15 protein-coding genes are annotated in these 16,819 nt (G+C 71.2%); 8 read left to right on the top strand and 7 right to left on the bottom strand.

Annotated elements, in window-relative coordinates:
• Positions 1-398 precede the first annotated feature (398 nt).
• The 4 genes from ACQVFL_RS05390 to ACQVFL_RS05375 all read left to right on the top strand — a co-directional run bounded on the left by ACQVFL_RS05390 (position 399) and on the right by ACQVFL_RS05375 (position 4,816).
• Entirely contained in the window at positions 399-896 is a 498-nt protein-coding gene (locus ACQVFL_RS05390) for a macro domain-containing protein (protein WP_431728825.1), read from the top strand.
• Positions 893-3,961 carry a DUF3427 domain-containing protein gene (locus tag ACQVFL_RS05385; protein ID WP_431728824.1) on the top strand — a complete coding sequence of 1,023 codons (3,069 nt, stop codon included), beginning with the start codon at positions 893-895 and terminating at the stop codon, positions 3,959-3,961. The genes ACQVFL_RS05390 and ACQVFL_RS05385 overlap by 4 nt, the downstream gene beginning before the upstream one ends.
• Before the next feature lie 173 nt (positions 3,962-4,134).
• Positions 4,135-4,326 (top strand): helix-turn-helix transcriptional regulator, encoded by a 192-nt coding sequence (locus ACQVFL_RS05380; RefSeq protein WP_431728823.1) that lies wholly within the window; start codon positions 4,135-4,137, stop codon positions 4,324-4,326.
• Positions 4,316-4,816 carry a hypothetical protein gene (locus ACQVFL_RS05375; RefSeq protein WP_431728822.1) on the top strand — a complete coding sequence of 167 codons (501 nt, stop codon included), beginning with the start codon at positions 4,316-4,318 and terminating at the stop codon, positions 4,814-4,816. Before ACQVFL_RS05380 ends, ACQVFL_RS05375 begins: the two co-directional genes overlap by 11 nt.
• On the opposite strand, the gene yidD is transcribed toward ACQVFL_RS05375, so the two are convergent.
• On the bottom strand, positions 4,800-5,198 hold the full coding sequence (gene yidD, locus ACQVFL_RS05370) for a membrane protein insertion efficiency factor YidD (protein ID WP_396697951.1): 399 nt from the start codon (positions 5,196-5,198) through the stop codon (positions 4,800-4,802). The genes ACQVFL_RS05375 and yidD overlap by 17 nt on opposite strands.
• 205 nt (positions 5,199-5,403) lie before the next feature.
• Between yidD and ACQVFL_RS05365 the strand changes: the two genes are divergently transcribed.
• Together ACQVFL_RS05365 and ACQVFL_RS05360 are read left to right on the top strand one after the other, a co-directional pair.
• Entirely contained in the window at positions 5,404-7,611 is a 2,208-nt protein-coding gene (locus ACQVFL_RS05365; protein WP_431728821.1) for a choice-of-anchor J domain-containing protein, read from the top strand.
• A gap of 110 nt (positions 7,612-7,721) precedes the next feature.
• Positions 7,722-8,159: a VOC family protein gene (locus tag ACQVFL_RS05360; RefSeq protein ID WP_431728820.1), complete on the top strand. Its 438-nt coding sequence runs from the start codon at positions 7,722-7,724 to the stop codon at positions 8,157-8,159.
• 24 nt (positions 8,160-8,183) lie between these two features.
• Here the strand turns inward: ACQVFL_RS05360 and ACQVFL_RS05355 are convergent, their stop codons facing one another.
• Positions 8,184-9,413 (bottom strand): multidrug effflux MFS transporter, encoded by a 1,230-nt coding sequence (locus ACQVFL_RS05355; RefSeq protein ID WP_396697957.1) that lies wholly within the window; start codon positions 9,411-9,413, stop codon positions 8,184-8,186.
• A gap of 79 nt (positions 9,414-9,492) precedes the next feature.
• Here ACQVFL_RS05355 and ACQVFL_RS05350 point away from each other — a divergent pair, with 79 nt between their 5' ends.
• Entirely contained in the window at positions 9,493-9,936 is a 444-nt protein-coding gene (locus tag ACQVFL_RS05350) for a MarR family winged helix-turn-helix transcriptional regulator (RefSeq protein WP_396697959.1), read from the top strand.
• A 59-nt stretch (positions 9,937-9,995) separates the two neighbouring features.
• Here the strand turns inward: ACQVFL_RS05350 and ACQVFL_RS05345 are convergent, their stop codons facing one another.
• The gene (locus ACQVFL_RS05345; protein ID WP_431728819.1) at positions 9,996-11,102 is read right to left on the bottom strand and encodes a hypothetical protein; all 1,107 of its coding nucleotides are present in this window, start codon (positions 11,100-11,102) and stop codon (positions 9,996-9,998) included.
• A gap of 280 nt (positions 11,103-11,382) precedes the next feature.
• Here ACQVFL_RS05345 and ACQVFL_RS05340 point away from each other — a divergent pair, with 280 nt between their 5' ends.
• Positions 11,383-11,610 (top strand): hypothetical protein, encoded by a 228-nt coding sequence (locus ACQVFL_RS05340; protein ID WP_396697963.1) that lies wholly within the window; start codon positions 11,383-11,385, stop codon positions 11,608-11,610.
• On the opposite strand, the gene ACQVFL_RS05335 is transcribed toward ACQVFL_RS05340, so the two are convergent.
• The 4 genes from ACQVFL_RS05335 to ACQVFL_RS05320 all read right to left on the bottom strand — a co-directional run bounded on the left by ACQVFL_RS05335 (position 11,588) and on the right by ACQVFL_RS05320 (position 16,813).
• A complete protein-coding gene (locus tag ACQVFL_RS05335) occupies positions 11,588-11,872 on the bottom strand; it encodes a putative quinol monooxygenase (protein WP_396697965.1) in 285 nt (94 codons plus the stop codon). The genes ACQVFL_RS05340 and ACQVFL_RS05335 overlap by 23 nt on opposite strands.
• 88 nt (positions 11,873-11,960) lie before the next feature.
• Positions 11,961-12,719 (bottom strand): MerR family transcriptional regulator, encoded by a 759-nt coding sequence (locus tag ACQVFL_RS05330; RefSeq protein WP_431728818.1) that lies wholly within the window; start codon positions 12,717-12,719, stop codon positions 11,961-11,963.
• A gap of 74 nt (positions 12,720-12,793) precedes the next feature.
• Positions 12,794-15,082, bottom strand: coding sequence for a putative bifunctional diguanylate cyclase/phosphodiesterase (locus tag ACQVFL_RS05325; RefSeq protein ID WP_396697969.1), 2,289 nt, complete (start codon positions 15,080-15,082; stop codon positions 12,794-12,796).
• A gap of 234 nt (positions 15,083-15,316) precedes the next feature.
• Complete coding sequence (locus ACQVFL_RS05320; RefSeq protein WP_431728817.1) at positions 15,317-16,813, bottom strand: hypothetical protein; 1,497 nt, start codon at positions 16,811-16,813, stop codon at positions 15,317-15,319.
• Positions 16,814-16,819 lie beyond the last annotated feature (6 nt).

The raw sequence follows: 16,819 nt of genomic DNA, 5'->3' as shown, positions 1-16,819 counted from the left end.
CGTCGCACCCCGACCGTCCGATGAGCACAGTGCGACCGGACCCGTGGGTGACCAACTCGGGTTCGGGGCCTGTCGAGCTGACGGCATCGACGGATCGCAGGAACCAGCACAGTGAACGGCGGACCATGATCCGATCGACCTCCTCCTCATCCCCCCGGGTCTCAGTGAAGATCGCGCTCGATCCGGGATCGAGTGGCTATCGTCCGGTTCTGATGCCACTCGATCCCGGATCGAGCGTGATCTTGCGGTGGGGGGCGAGAGAATCCGGCGCGAGTGACTGACGCCGCGCCCCGCCCGACGAACCGTGAGCTGGTGCAGTCCTACCCCCTCACGGCCGCCCTCCGCCCATACGTCAGGCCCTCCTGGTACAACGGGTTCAAGCGGGAGGAGGTGGGTTTATGATCACCTTGAGTCATGGGGATCTGCTGGCCGCCGAGGTCGATGCGGTGGTCAACGCCGTGAACACGGTCGGAGTGATGGGCAAGGGCATCGCTCTCCAGTTCAAGCGCGCCTACCCGGCCAACTACGCCGCCTACCGAGCGGCATGCGCGAAGAACGAGGTCCACCTGGGTCGGATGTTCGTTCACGATGCGGCCCGTCCCGGCCCCCGCAGATACGTGATCAACTTCCCCACCAAGGGCCACTGGCGCGCCGCCTCTAAGCTCTCCGACGTCCACGCGGGCCTCGCTGACCTCGGTCGGGTGGTGCGCGAACGACAGATCACCTCGATCGCGGTGCCCGCGCTGGGCTGCGGCCACGGCGGACTTGCCTGGGCCGAGGTCCACCCGGCCATCGAGCGAGCCTTCGCCGAGCTTCCCGACGTGCGAGTGCTGCTCTTCGCTCCCGATAGGCAGCGAGAGACAACAGCCCCGAGAATTGGCAGGATCACCGGGTGACTGACCTTGAGCGGGGCGTCTACGAGCACGTCGTCACCCGTGAACTCGCCGACCGGCTCCGACGCGTCGATCCTGCACTGATCCAGCACGGGAAGCTCGACCCGGCAGACGCCCCGGATGCCCTGGCTCGCCACATCGCCACCCTGACGCACCGCGCCCTGCACGCCGTCGGCGGTGGTGACGACAAGCTTCACCGTCAGGTCGAGTTGGCGAACCGCATCGCGGACGCCATCGCCACTCTCAGCCCGCAGGCAGCCACCATCGGTGACCAGGTCACCGACGCCAAGCACCTGCTGCACGCCATCGCCGCACCACCGACCCCGCCGGCCGCGCCCGACTTTCCGCAGCGGCCCACCACTCCGCTCTCCACCGGCGCGCTGCTGGTCAACGGTCGGCACCAGCCGCGTATCGGCCACGAGGTCACCCACGAGATGGCCTCGGCAGTGCAGGTGGACCTGCTCTGCGCGTTCATCAAGTGGCACGGTCTACTCCAGGTGCAGGGGGCGATCCGTGAGCTGATCGGCCGTGGCGGTCGACTGCGGGTGATCACCACGACGTATCTCGGCGCGACCGACCAGCGTGCCCTGGACCGGCTCGCCGAGCTGGGTGCCGAGATCAAGGTGTCCTACGAGACCCGGACGACCCGCCTGCATGCGAAGGCGTGGCTGTTCCGTCGCCACAACCGCATGACCACCGCGTACGTCGGCTCCTCGAACCTGTCGAGGACCGCGCTGATGGACGGCGTGGAGTGGAACGTCCGGATCTCGAACGTCGAGCAGCCGTACGTCATCGACACGTTCACCGCGACGTTCGAGGACTACTGGCACGATCCCGCGTTCGAAGATTACGACCCGGGCCAGGATGCGGAGCGGCTACGCACGGCGCTGCGTGGGGAGCGTCGCGACGAGGCACCGACCGAGATCGCCAACCTGGACGTGCGGCCGTACCCGTACCAGTCGGAGGTCCTGGCCGACCTCGACGCCGAGCGCAGGGTCCATGGTCGCTGGCGGAATCTGGTGGTGATGGCAACCGGCACGGGCAAGACGGTGGTCGCGGCGCTCGACTACCGTCGGCTGCACCGGGAGAAGGCCGTCGACTCGCTGCTCTTCGTGGCGCATCAGGAGCAGATCCTGCGGCAGAGCCTGGCGACGTTCCGGCAGGTGATGGGGGACGGCAGCTTCGGCGAGACGCTCGTCGGGGGCCGCGAGCCGCAGAACTGGCGGTACGTCTTCGCCTCCATTCAGTCGCTGCACCGGCGGGAGATCGCCCCCGAGGCGTACGACATGGTGATCGTCGACGAGTTCCATCACGCGGAGGCACCGACGTACGCCCGGTTGTTGGAGCGGCTGCGTCCGCGAGTACTCCTGGGATTGACGGCGACGCCCGACCGCAGTGACGGCGGCGACGTGCGGCGGTGGTTCGATGGCCGCGCCGCCGTGGAGCTGCATCTGTGGGAGGCGCTGGAACGGCAGTTGTTGGCGCCGTTCCAGTATTTCGGCCTGCACGACGATGTGGACCTGTCGCAGTTGGGGTGGAAGCGCGGGCAGGGGTACGACCCGGCGGAGTTGGACGGCGTCTACACCGGCAACGATGCGCGGGCACGGATGGTGTTGCGGGCGGTACGTGACACCGTGGACGTCGCGCGGATGCGGGCGCTGGGGTTCTGCGTGAGCATCGGGCACGCCGATTTCATGGCGGACTGGTGCAGTCGGCACGGTGTGCCGTCGGCGGCGGTGACCTCCCGGACCGTTCCCGCCGAGCGCCAGGCTCTGATCAGAGGCTTGCGGGATGGCGCGGTCAGGGTGCTGTTCACCGTCGACCTGTTCAACGAGGGGGTCGACCTGCCGATGGTGGACACGATCCTGATGCTGCGGCCCACCGAGAGCGCCACGATCTTCCTTCAGCAGCTCGGCCGTGGACTGCGCCTGGACGACGACAAGCCCTGCCTGACCGTGCTCGACTTCATCGGTGGGCAACACGCCAACTTCCGCTTCGACCTGCGCTGGCGGGCGCTGACCGGGGTCAGCCGCCGCGCCATCACCGAAGCGGTACGCGACGACTTCCCGTCTCTGCCGAGCGGCTGCCACATCCAGCTCGACCGGGTGGCCAAGGACATCGTGCTGCGCAACCTGCGCTCGGCACTGCCCACGTCGAAGCCCGGCCTGCTGGCCGAGTTGCGCCAGCTCGGGGACGTGCGCCTGGCCGAGTTCCTGCACGAGGTGGGTGTGGAGATCGAAGACGTCTACCGGTCGGCGAGCATCGGCGGGTGGACCGGGCTGCGGCGGCTCGCCGAGATGGAGACCTCGCCGGGCGGACCGGACGACCGCGAGCTGGGCCGGGCGATCGGGCGGATGCTGCACCTGGACGACCCGGACCGGCTCGACCTGTTGGCCCGGGTGGCCGCCGGTGAGCGGCCCGAGGCCGGACAGCTCTGGGACATGCTGCACTTCGACCTCTGGGGGCCGAACGCCCCGCTGACCGAGCGCGAGGAACGGCTGTCCCGCCTCTGGTCCGAGCCGACGCGTTGTGCCGAGCTACGCCAGGTCGCCGAGGTCCTGCGCGAACGCATCCACCGGGTCACCGTGCCGGTCGACGGGCTGCCGCTGCGGGTACACGCCCGATACAGCCGCAACGAGGCGTGCGCCGCCTTCGGCATGCCGAACCCGGGCTCGCTGCGCGAAGGCGTGAAGTGGCTTCCGGACGCCCAGGCCGACCTCTTCTTCGTCACACTGATCAAGTCGGCGCAGCACTACTCCCCCACCACCATGTACGCCGACCGGGCCGTCACCGAGTCGCTGTTCCAGTGGGAGTCGCAGAGCACCACCTCGTCCGCCTCACCGACCGGGCAGCGCTACGTCCACCACGCCGCACGCGGCTCCACGGTGCACCTGTTCGTGCGGGAGACCCGGGTGCCGGACCGCGACCTGGGTGCACCTGCCTACCTGTACGCCGGGCCGATGACCTACCAGCAGCACACCGGCGACCGCCCGATGCGCATCATGTGGCAACTGGAACACCCGCTTCCCGCCGACGTGTACGCCTCCGCCCGCACCATCGCCGCCTGACCAGAAGAGCGTGGCGGTGTAGCTGTTCGACACGCCGGGCCCGCAACAGTTGCACTGCCACGATCCCGGCCACCCGCATGTCGCACGCCGCCCTGTAGACAAGCACGCTTGACACCGAGTCCGATGTCAAGCATCCTTGACGTGACAAGGTCGCTTGACATCGGAGGTGTTGGTTGCGGAACGATCTCCGCGAGCTTCGGCAGGCTGCCGGGCTGTCCCAGCGGGAACTGGCCGAGGCCCTGAACGTCTCCCGGCAGACGGTCAACTCGATCGAGACCGGCCGCTACGACCCGTCCCTACCACTCGCGATCGCCATCGCCCGTCACTTCCACCGCCCCGTAGAGGAGATCTTCCATGTCGACTGAGGGTCGCGGCACGCCAGCGGACCACCACACACCTGAGGGTCACGGCGCACCTGAGGGCCACCGTACGACCGACGGTCGCAGCATCCTGCGGAAGCTGTCGGTCGCCGCCATCCTGACGGCGGTCGCTGCGCTGATCGTCGCCGTGGGGCTGCTGCTGCGGGAGCACGGCCCCGGCAACATGGGTGTCGGGTTCCTCCAGGGAGCGGCGGTCGGACTGCTCGCCTTCCTGCTGATGGTGTGGCGGCTGAGCAAGCGGCCGGACCGCGTCACCACGTTCGAGCGGGCCTGGTCGCAGACCGGGGACGAGCGCGACGACGCCGTGCTGACCCGCGCCCTGGCCGTGCTGGGTCTGGCCGCGTTCCCGCTCACCTCGGTGGCGGCCGTCGCCGTCGCACTCGGCGCCGAGCCGAGCATGGTGTTCGCGCTGCTGCTCTTCGCCGAGATCGTCGTCGGCGGGGTCGCCTTCGCCGTGATCAACCGCCGGAGCTGACCGGGCCGACGCCCCGGGAAGCGCGCGGAGAGTCGGGCACCGGGTCGTGGGTGCCGGGTGGCGTGTGCGCGGTGCAGCGTCGCAGCCGGTCCGCGGCCATCCGACCACCGACCGCCAGGCCGTACCGTTCGACGGCCGTCAGGCCGTACGCGCTGCAGGTGGGCGTGAAGCGGCACCGCCCCGGCCAGCGGGGGGACAGCCACCGGCGGTAGCCGAGGATCGCCACCCGCCCGGAGCGGTCGGCCAGGGGCGCCGGGACCACCCGGGCGGACGCCGAGCCGAGCGTCAACAGAATGGTGAACAGGGAACAGTCGCAGGCATAGCATCCCGGCTCCACGCAGGATCGATCCTTGCGCTGCCGACGCCCGGCCGTCTTGGTCATGGCGAAATCATGATCCCGCCGCGCCACCCGATCGCATCGGGGATGCGCACGCGACAACGAGGCCGATCATCGACTTCGATCCTGTCAAGGCTTGATTGATCGATGCACTTGTGCAAAGGATACGAGGACGCTCGATCAGCGCGCGTAGATCCATAACCCCTGGTCACCCAGGGTTGAGTGGGTCTGTCGGCTATGAGGAGGTTCTGTGGCTCGACGCCGCTTTGCGGGGATAGCAGCCTGCGCCATCGTCCTACCATTCTTCGTCGTCGCCCAGTCGGCGGCGGCCAGCCCGAGCACGACGGCGGCCCAGCCCGCTCCGGCTCCGGCGACCGGGATCGCGAGCGACGTCCGCGACCTCACCAGGAAGGACTTCACCTTCAACGGCAAGCCGGTCGAGGTGCCCCGGCAGTACCAGCCGCAGGCGCAGCGCCGGTCGGCGCAGGCCGCCGAGACGCCGCCGGTGGGTACGGTGCGACAGTGGCTCGCGCTCGACGACTACCAGGGCGTGATCTACCTCAAGGACTACACGCTGCGGGGTGTGGGCGACAACATCGAGGTCTGGGTCGCCAACGACACGGAGTTCCCGGAGGGTGACTGCCGCCGACAGATCGCGAACTCGACGGTGGTCACCGACGCGCAGGTGAATCGCCTGGTCGACGAGTTCGACAGCAACATGTATCCGAAGTCGACGGCCGCGTTCAGCACGCCGCCGGACCGTGACGGCAGCAACGCCCAGATCGACGGCGACTACACCGGTGCCGGCAACCGGACGGTGACGCTCGTCGACAACGTCCGGGACGACAACTTCTACGATTTCCCGGCCGCGCCGACGTACATCGCCGGGTTCTTCTTCTCGCTCTTCAACGAGTTGCTCGACCGCAACATCATGACGATCGACGCGTTCGACTGGGCGCACCGGACGGGCGTCGCCCCGCCGAACGAGCCGACCGACGACCTGTGCACCAGCCGGCCGGCGCGCCCGAACCTGTACGAGTCGACGTTCATCCACGAGTGGCAGCACCTGGCGCACTACTACACCGACCCGTTCGAGAGCATCCTGATCAACGAGGGGCTCTCCGACTTCGCCCAGACGCTCGGCGGCTATGCCGACGCCTCGGCCCGGGTCGACCAGCCGGGCGCGGACAGCCACATCTACTGCTTCCAGGGCTTCGGCACGGTGCAGACGGCCTACAACACGAATCCCCGGGACTGCGGCGGGCCGGAGAACTCGCTGAACCTGTGGGACGAGGGCGGTAACCCGAACGCGGTACTCGCCGACTACGGCAACGCGTACTCGTTGATGTTGTTCCTCTACGACCGGTACGGCCTGGACTTCATCTCCCGGCTGCACCGCGACGGTGACACCCAGGGGCTGGCCAGCATCAAGGCGGCGCTCGCCGCCGAGGGGGTGACGGACCTCTACGGCGTGATCCACGACTACCAGACGATGAACCTGGTGGACCGGATCGTCGGCAACTCGAAGCTCGGTGTGATGCTCGGCCGTGACAAGCGCAAGGTCACCTCGGCCAGCCTGAACGCCACGGTGAACCTGGCCAACCCGGCCACGCACGCGACGCCGGGCGCGGCACCGAACGGTGCCGACTACGTCCAGTTGCGCAAGGCCAACGGCAAGCCGCTGGGCCGCGGCGAGCTGCGGTCGATCAGCTTCAAGGGCGCCAAGACCCTGCCGGCGGTGCCGCTGGCCTGGACGACGGTGACCAACGACCCGGACCGTCCGGGCAACCCGGTGCTGTGGTCCGGCAACGGCAACAGCACCGACGCCGCCGCCGTGACGCCGGTGAGCGTGCCGGTCGGCAACCCGACGCTGACCTTCCTGGCCAAGTACGGTGCCGAGGCCGGCTACGACTACGGCTACGTCAGCGTCTCGACCGACGGTGGCAAGAGCTACACCGCGATCGAGGGTGACAAGACCGTCCCCGGGCCGCTCGGGCCGTCGCTGAACGGCACCACGAGCGGCTTCGAGCCGCACTCGTTCGACCTGTCGGCGTACGCAGGGCAGGACGTCCTGTTGAGCTTCCGCTACGTCAGTGACGGTGGGGTCAACGAGGGCGGTCTGCTGGTCGACGACATCACGGTCGGCGGCACGTCGGTCAGCGACGGGTCGAACCTGGACGCCTTCGCCTCGCCGTCGGAGATCTTCCCGACGCCGGTCGCGAACTGGAACGTCCGCTTCGTCGGCTACGACGAGAAGCTCCGGACGGCCGTGCAGTTCGAGGTCGACGGCAAGACCAGCTTCACCCTCGGGGTGGTGCAGACGGCACTGCTCACCGCCTTCCCCACGGTGGTCGCCATCGTCGCCTACGACGAGCCGACCGAGCAGGTCACGCAGTACGCGCCGTACCAGTTGACGGTGAACAAGGTCGTGCAGCCCGGCGGCGCGCCGCTGAGCTGACCGACCTTTGACGAGGACTCCCGGTGCCGTGGTCGCGGCACCGGGAGTTCTGCGTTCCGTCGCACCTGCGGCAGGCGGCGAGGCGACCCGGGCCGGGTTAGATTGCCCGGATGGAGCAGCGTCTCAGCCTGATCACCCTGGGCGTCACCGACCTGGCCCGGTCCCGGGCCTTCTACGGGCGGCTCGGCTGGCGGGGCCAGGAGGTGGAGCGGACGGTGTTCATCCAGGCCGGCGGGATCGCCGTGGTGCTCTGGGCCCGCGAGTCGCTGGCCGAGGACGCCGGTGTGCAGGCGCGCCCCGCCGGTGGCTTCGGCGGGATCGGGCTGGCGCACAACGTCCGCGAACGCGACGAGGTGGACCGGGTGATGGCCGTCGCCGCCGAGGCGGGCGCGGTCGTCACCCGACCGGCCCGCGAGACGTCCTACGGCGGGTACGCCGGCTACTTCGCCGACCCGGACGGCCACCTCTGGGAGATCGCCTGGAACCCGGGCTTCCCGATCGCCGCCGACGGCACGATCACGGTGCCGGACTTCGGGCCACCACGATGACCATGCGCCGCGTCTGCTCCCCGGTCAGCGGCGGGTGCGGGCCAGGGTGAGTACGACGAGCAGCGAACCGGCCGCCGCGCAACTGACCACCACGGCCATCGGCACCGCGCTGCCCTCGCCACCGAGCCCGACCAGCGGTGCGGCGCCGGACGCGATCAGGGCCTGGAGGCTGCCGAGCAGGGCGGCGGCGGTGCCGGCGTACGCGGAGTGTCGTTCGAGGGCGAGGGCGGTGCCGTTGGGCATCACCATGCCGAGCGACCCGAGGAAGAGGAAGAGGGCGACGACGACCAGCGGCAGGGCGCCGAGCAGTGCCCCGACGAGCAGGCCGAGCGCGGAGAGCAGGCCGAGGCCCAGCCCGCCGATCAGCAACGGACGGGGGTCGTGGCGGTCCAGCAGCCGGGCGTTGAGCTGGCCGACGGCGACGAAGGCCAGGGCGTTGATCCCGAACAGCAGACTGAACGCACCGGCCGAGAGCCCGAAGACGTCCTGGAGGACGAACGAGGAGCCGGAGAGGTAGGCGAACAGGCCGGCGAAGGCGAGGCCCTGGGTCAACGCGTACCCGAGGAAGACGCGGTCGGTGAGCACGGCGCGCCCGGCGGCGGCGGTCGCGGCCAGGCCACCGGTGTTGCGGCGGGCGGCGGGCAGCGTCTCCGGCAGCCGCCACGTGACGGCGGCGGCGAGCAGCACGCCGGTCAGCGCCAGGGCGAGGAAGATCGTCTGCCAGCCGCCGACGCCCAGCACCAGACTGCCGAGCGCCGGGGCCACCATCGGGGCGATGCCGAAGATCAGTACGAGTCGGGAGAAGTACTTCGCGGCGGCGCGTCCGCTGTAGAGGTCGCGGACGACGGCGCGGGCGACGACGGTGCCCATGCCCCCGGCGAAGCCCTGGGCGAAGCGGAGCGCGGCGAGCGTCTCCGCCGACGGCGCGAACGCGCAGGCCAGCGACATCACCACGTACGCGCCGACACCGATCAGCACCGGCAGTCGACGCCCCCAGCGGTCGCTGAGCGGACCGGTGACGAGTTGCCCGAGGGCCATGCCGACCAGGCAGGTGGTCAGGGAGAGCTGGATCTGCGCCTGGCTGGCGGACAGGTCACGGGCCATCTCGGGGAACGCCGGCAGATAGGTGTCCAGCGACAGCGGCCCGATCGCGGTGAGCGCGCCGAGCAGCACCAGTAACCCGACGGCGGCCCGACCGGTGGGGGCGGCGACCCGCTCCGGCTGCCCGACTGTCGGCGCGGCGGTCTGCGGCATCATTGCCCCCTCGGCGGTCGGTTGCGCCGGGCTACGATAGCTCTGTTTACAGAGCCATTCCCGTGGAGAGGGCCGTTCTGTGACGGAAGAGACGCTCGGGCAGCTCAGTGACGCCCTGGGCGACCTGCACCGGGTACTGCGCCGGACGGTCACCCAGCGGACCGGCCGGGCCGCCCTACCGGACACGCAGGTCGAGGTGCTGCGACTGGTGCAGCGGCAACCGGGGATCAGCGTCCGGGAGGCCGCCCAGCGGCTCGGCATCGCTCCGAACACGGTGAGCACCCTGGTCGGCGAGTTGACCACGGCCGGCCTGTTGCACCGCGAACGGGATCCGGACGACCGGCGGACGGTCCGGCTGACGTTGACCGACGTGGTGTGGGAGCGGATCGCCGCCGCCGGACAACACCGGCGGGACCTGCTCGCCGCCGCGCTGGCCGGGCTGGACGCCGCCGACCGGGAACTGCTGCTCGCCGCCGCACCGGCTCTGTCCCGCCTGGCCGACCTCGCCGCCGCGCAGCGCTGAGCCGACCGACGAGACCGGCGGGTCGTGGGCGGACCCGCGCCCACGACCCGCCGGAGGTCTCAGCCCCAGACGGTACGGCGGACACCGCCGTGCGTGCCGCACGCGCGCGGGCTGCCACCGGCCAGGCTGACCTTGCCGTCCGCGCACTGCACCAGGTAGCCCCGGCCCTTCCAGAACCCGGGTACGCAGTCGAAGTGCTCGCAGACGTCACGGGCCGGCTCGCTGATCCGCTCGCCGCCGCAGAAGTCGTACCCCATCGGGTTGACCGGGGCGCCGCAGCGCCGCTCCGGGGTGGGGGCGTCCCGTCCCGGCTTGGCCGAGCCGGGACGGGGTGCTTTGGACACGCCGGTGGCGGCGACCGGTGCCGCAGTGGCAGCGACCGCCGTGTCCGTGCCGTCCGGGTCCGGGCCGGAGTTCGCCAACGCCACCGGCACCATCACGACCAGCGCGGCGGCGACCACGGCGGTACGTCGACCACCGGGAATCAGCGCCGACAGCCGGGCCTGACCGGGAGTGGCGATGCCCGGCCGGGACGGGCGCAGCCGGGCGTGCTCGGCGATCAGCTCGTCGAGTTGCGCGATCACCGTGGCCCGCTGCTCGATCGCGTCGGCGAACGCCAGGCTGAGCACGAAGCGGAAGTCGGGTGCCGCGTCGGGGGGTAGCAGCACCCCGGAGCCGCGTCGGCGGTCCAGCACCTGGATCAGGGTGACCGGTGCGTGCGGGTCGTGGGCCAGCCCGGTCATCCGCGCGTACGCCCAGTCCCGGCGGCCCCGCCCGCCGAGCAGCACGAGCCGACGGCTGGTGATCACCGCCATGCCGGCGTCGGTGGCGCGCACGCCTTCGGGGAGCCGTTGGCGCAACCGGCCGACCTGCGGGGCCACGGTCAGGTCGGGCGCGGGCAGGACGGCGTTGTGCCGCACCTCCACCAGTTGGGCGGCGGGTACCACCCGCAGCACCACCTCGTCGGCGTCCAGTTCGAGCGGGAGGCCGTGACCCGCCCCGGTGGATCCGTGACACTGCTCCGCGAGCGCCCGCAGACGACGCAGATCGTCGCCGCACCGCCGCCACTCCCCCTCGGCGCTGCGGAACGTCCGCAGCCGGCGCTCGTTCTGCCGGCGCGCCCACCGGTACCGCCATGTCGAACCCGTCGAATCAGTCCTTGCCACGCCGACTCCTTCGCCGCGCAGGCCACCAACCGCAGGCCACCTAAGTGGGGTGTCACAGTGTTAACGACCTCGGGAACCACCATGGACACGGCCAAGAGCGGGTGAATTACCCGATCGGTGGACTAATAAGGACAAGATGGCGGTTTCGCGACGTGGCCGTACGGCGTCGTGCGGGTCGCTGTGACGCCACCGGCGACGGTGACGCCAATCAATCGAGTGGACGCCCGTCCGCCCCGGACCCGGCGACCCCGGGGTCCGGTCCTACGCCAGGGAACGCGAGATGAGCCCCGCACCACCGCGCCGCAGGGACAGACACGTGGTCGACCGGCTGCTCGACGGCGATCCGGTCGCCCTGCGCCGGGCCGGCCGACTCGCCGCGCCGCTGCGCGCGGCCCGCGCCCCGGCCCGGCGCGACGAACTGGCGGGAGAGCAGGCGGCGGTGGCGGCCTTCCGCGCCGCCGCCCGCCGCCCGTCCGCTGCCCCGCTCAGGGGGACTCGACGGAGTTGATCCGGAACTTGTGCACCTCGGCACCGACGATGGCGACCTGCTGGTCCGGCTCCGGGCCGGCGCCACGGAAGTCCAACAACTGGTCGTCGGACTCCCAGCGCTCGTAGACGTTGATCCGTCCCGGCTCGACCACGTCCGGGCTGATCGAGAAGTCGACGCAGCCGGGCGCCGAGCGGGCCGCCCGGACTATCTCCGCACAGGTGGCCAGGTAGTCGTCCCGCTCGGCCGGATCGACGTAGAGCGTGCCGGCGACGATCAACAACGGTGCCTCCGGAGATCATGAGGGTCGAACGATGTCAGTCATCCTCCCCCGGCCCGCCGGATTCCGCCCGGCAAACCCCACCCCCGCCTCAGGCCCGGGTGATCGCGTTCGCGTGGATCGCCTCGGCCAGGTACGCGGTCAGTCCCGGTGCGATCGCCTCGTAGTGGGCCGTGAACCGCTCGTCGGCCAGGTACATGTCGGCCAGCCCGGTGTGGATCTCGTACGAGCACTCGTAGAACGACTGGCTGATCTGCCGGCGGTGTTCCTCGGCCAACTCCCGCGCGGCCGGGCCGTCCGCCGGTGCACCGGACTCCATCAGCGCGACGATCCGCCGCCCCCAGTCCTCGCTCTCGGCCTTGATCCGCAGCCAGTCCTCCTTGGTGTAGCGCGACACGCGCCGGTTCGACTCCCGGTACGCCTCGGTGCCGCCCCAACGCTGTTCCGCCTCCTCGGCGTGCGCCTCCGGGTCGAAGTCCCCGAACACCTCGAACCGCTCCTGCGGGGTCAGTCTGATGTCCAACTTGCTCGCCTCCATCGCGAACTCGATCGCCGCGACCATCTCCTGCAGGCGCTTGATGCGTACGGTCAGCAGCTCGTGCTGCCGACGCAGGTGCGCCTCCGGGTCGCTCGCCGGGTCGTCGAGGATCGCGGCGATCTCTTCCAGCGGGAACCCCAGCTCGCGGTAGTAGCGGACCACCTGCAACCGCTCCAGGTCGGCCTCGGAGTAGCTGCGGTAGCCCGCGCCGCTGCGCCCGCTCGGCGACAGCAACCCGATCTCGTCGTAGTGGTGCAGCGTCCGGACCGTCACTCCGGCCAGCCGGGCCACCTCGCCCACGCGGTACGCCACGGTTCCCTCCCTTCCTGGGAACCACGCTCCCGCCTGCCGTTACGTGAGGGTCAAGTGCGATTCTGCGACACCGCTCAGGCGGGGCGGACCGGCCCGGCCAGAACGGTCCGCAACTCGGCCAGCGCCGCCGGACGGCCGTAGCGGTAGCCCTGCCCCTGAACACAGCCGATGGCGGCCACCGCGTCGTGCTGCCGCTCGGTCTCCACCCCCTCGGCCACCACGCCCAGATCGAACGCGTCGGCCAATCGGGTGACCATCTCCACGGTCGCGTACGCCCGCGCGTCGTCGGAGATCCGGGAGACGAACGAGCGGTCGATCTTGAGTTCGGTGGCCGGGATGCGGTGCAGGTAGCTCAGCGAGGAATATCCGGTGCCGAAGTCGTCGATGGCGATCCGGATGCCGAGTTCGCGCAGTTGCCCGAGCCGGTCGAGCACCGCGTCGCTGCCCTCGATCAGCGCCGACTCGGTCAGCTCCAGGGTCAGCGCCCGGGGTGCCAGACCCGCCCCGGCGGTGGCCTCGGTGACCGTGGCGATCAGATCCGGGCGGCGCAGGTGCGCGGCGGCGATGTTCACCGCCACCGTCGCGCTGGGGCCCCGGTCCTGCCAGGTGGCCGCCGCCCGGCACGCCTCCTTGATCACCCACCGGTCGATCGGCAGGATCAGCCCGGTCTCCTCGGCCAACGGCAGGAACCGGGCCGGACTGAGCACCCCCAGTCGGGGATGCCGCCAGCGCACCAGCGCCTCGGCACTGCGGACCGCCCCGGTGGCCAGGTCGACGATCGGCTGGAACTCCAGGTGCAGTTGCTCCTCGTCGACGGCCCGCCGCAGGTCGGCGATCAACTCGGCCCGGCTCACCGCCGACTCCCGTAGCGCCGGTGTGCTCCGCCGGTATGCCGACTTGCCCGCCGCCTTCGCCGCGTACATCGCGATGTCGGCGTCGCGCAGCAGGTCGGTGTAGGAGATGTGCTGTGGCCCGTACTCGGCGATGCCGATGCTGGCCGACGGGTGCACGCCGACCAGTTCCTCGCCGGGCGACGGTTGCAGCGCGGCCAGCAACCGTTCCGCGAGGCGTTCCGGCTCGGCGGGCGGACTGCCGGTGACCAGGACGGCGAACTCGTCACCGCCGATCCGGGCGATCATCCCGTCGTCGCCGACCGCCCGCCGCATCCGTCGGGACAGCCCGGTCAGCAACGTGTCACCGGTGGTGTGCCCGAACCTGTCGTTGACCTGCTTGAACCCGTCCAAATCCAGCAGGAGTACGGCGACCCGGTTCGTGCCGAGCAGCGCCGCGCGCAGCCGACGGGTGAACGCCAACCGGTTGGGCAGCCCGGTGAGCTGGTCCTTGTAGGCGAGCTGCCGCAGCCGACCGACCAGCCGCAGGTTCTCGTTGGCGGCCAGCCCCTGCCGCAGGGCGAGCGTGGCCAGCAGCGCCAGCAGCGCGACGAAGATCGGTTGCGGGATGTAGCCGTCGGGTCGGCTGGCCCACACCACCGCCACGATCGCCCCGCCCACCGGCAGGTACGGCAGCGCCACCCGCCACCAGGGCGGCAGGGGCGACTCGACCGCCTCGTCGGGATCGGCCCGGTAGCGGGGTGGCCCGAGCCGGGTGGCCACCGCGATCAGCAGGTAGCTCACCGGCCAGAGCACGTCGACCAGTCGGCCCGGCTGGTAGGTGCCGGCAGCCACCAGTGACACGTACGCGGCGTCGCCGACCGCGCGGACGGTCAGGCTCGCGCCGAGCACCGTCAGCACCGACCACACCGGTCGGCTCGGGCCGATCACCGCGACCAGGATGGTCAACTGCATCAGGTCGAACATCGGATAGAGCAGCCCGGCGGTGCGCAGCGGCTCGTCGAGATCCGCCATCGCGACGTTGCGGAAGATCAGCATCCAGCCGACCGGGATCAGCGCCAGCCCGACGATCACGCCGTCGAGCAGCGTCCGGACCCGACCCACCGTGGTCTGCGGGGCGGTCACCGAGCACAGCAGGGCCGCGGTCCCGGTGACCAGACCCGCGACGAAGAGCAGCCCGACCGGCAGCATGTGCGGCAGGTCCTCGCCGACCAGCCGCAAGGCCGTCCACAGTGCCCGTCCGGCCATCGCCAGTGCCATGGTCGCCGCCAGCAGCAGCCAGAACCGTCGTACCGCCGGCTGTCGGCGGGCGGCACCCAGGCAGGCCGCCCCGGCCAGACCCGCCGTGGTCAGTGCGCCGAGGTCGCTGACCAGTGCACCGGCGGGCAGCTTCAGCAGCAGCCAGACCGCCTCGACGAGCACCACCAGACCGGCGGCGATCAGCCCCGCCCAGCCGACCCGGTCCCGCCCGGGCCACCGCGCGGCAGCCCGCCCGACGTCCTCTCGCGACACAGCGTTCGCTCCGGCTCTCTCTCGTACGTGCACGTGCACCCTCGACGGCGAGGACCGGTCCCGGCAAACCCCGAAAGCGTAGCCACGCGGACGAGCGCCCCGCCAGAGCCGCGCGGACGCCAGTCGGCAACCTGACGGCCCATCCGTACATCCACGAACATCTTCACGCACGCCGGGGTGGCGTGAAAGGAAGGGACCCTTTCTAACGCCTCGTGTATAGAAAGGGTCCCTTCCTTACATCTCGGCGGCGTCCGGGGCGACCGGCGGGTCGTAGGTGGGCGGACCGCCGTGGGTCCACGGGGTCTCCTCGACGGTCGGAAACGTGCCGCTGGGCACGTACGCCTCGCTGAGGGTGGTGTAGCAGAGCCGCTGCCCCACCTCGGGCACGCTGCCGGGGCTGGCGGTCAGCCCTCGGCCCATCCCGCCGGAGAGTTCCAGCACCACCTCGGTCTTTCCGTCGGCGGTCGGGGTCACGTGGACGACCCGGGCCTTCTGTCCCGGCCGGGCCGGGTTGTACAGGTTCGCGCCGGCCGGCACCAGCACCGGTTCGGTGGTCACCAGTTGGAGGCGCGGGCGCAGCACCGGCCGGCGTCCGGTGTCGTCCACCCGCGTCGGGTCGGCCAGCACCACCTCGCCGACGAACGCCTCACCGGTCAGCCGGTACTCCGCCATCACCAGCGGGTCGTCGTAGGCGCGCTGCACGGCGTAGCTCGCGGCGGCCCGTTCCAGCCGGTGCAGCCGGGTGGCGGCGGCCACCGCGCCGTCGCGGCTGGGCTGCGGCGCGCCACCCTCGTCGACGTGCGCGGCGTGCGCGGTGAAGGCGTCCCGGTCGCCTGTCCACCGGCCCGCCACCCGGGCGCCGGGCGGCAGCGCACGCAGCAGCCCCAGGCCGCGCCACATCAGGTCCCAGGTGGGCGTGAGCTGGTCGCGCAGCAGCCTCTCCAGCTCCGCGTACGCGTCGGCGCGAGCCGGGGCGTCCGTGTCGGCCTCGGCGTACGCCTCGATGGCCGGGGCCAGCAGTCGGTTGTCGAAGTCGGGGTCGGTGGCCGGTCCGGCGGGCGGGCACACGGCGGGGTCCTCGGCTCGGGCCGCCGCCTCGGCACCGGTCAGGCCGGACGGCGGGTCGATCCAGCCGAGCAGCGCCGGCAGATGCAGGTCCTCCACCGCGCTCTGCCCGGTCGCCCAGTGCAGGCTCAGCGCCGAACTCAACGCGAGCAGCGTCGACGAGCCCGGATGCTCCGCGCGTTCGGCGAGGAAGGTCAGCCATCGGCCGAGCAGCGGCACCGACGGGTGCACCGGGTGATCGCCGTCGATGCGGCGGAACCGGGTGGCGCGACCGAGCAGCCGCAGGAACGTGACGCCCGCCGGATTCGGCACGACCAGTTGCGGGGCGTCGAGGTACCGCTGTCGGACGTCCTTGCCCCGGTCCACCGCGACCGTCTCGGAGCCGAGGCGGTGCGTGTCGATGTAGGGCAGCAGGATGTCGGCCAGCGCGGCGGCGAACCCGAACCGCTGGTCGCGGTTACGGGGCTGCGGCACGACGAGCAGGTGGCCCCGCCCCGGTGCGGTGCCGACCATCGCCGCCAGCGGGGCGTTCGCCTCGCCCGCCATGGTCAGCGGCACCAGCACCAACGGCCGGGCCGACAGGTGCACGTGCCGGACGGTGGCGACCGGCTGGGCCACCCCGGCGGCCACCGCCTGCGCCGCCGCGAGCGCGCGCAGCGTACTCATGCCGGT

The sequence above is a fragment of the Verrucosispora sp. TAA-831 genome, assembly GCF_050780145.1.
Taxonomy (GTDB): Bacteria; Actinomycetota; Actinomycetes; order Mycobacteriales; family Micromonosporaceae; genus Micromonospora.
The sequence above is the reverse complement of the archived record's forward strand: the minus strand, read 5'-3'. Positions and strand labels throughout refer to the sequence as shown.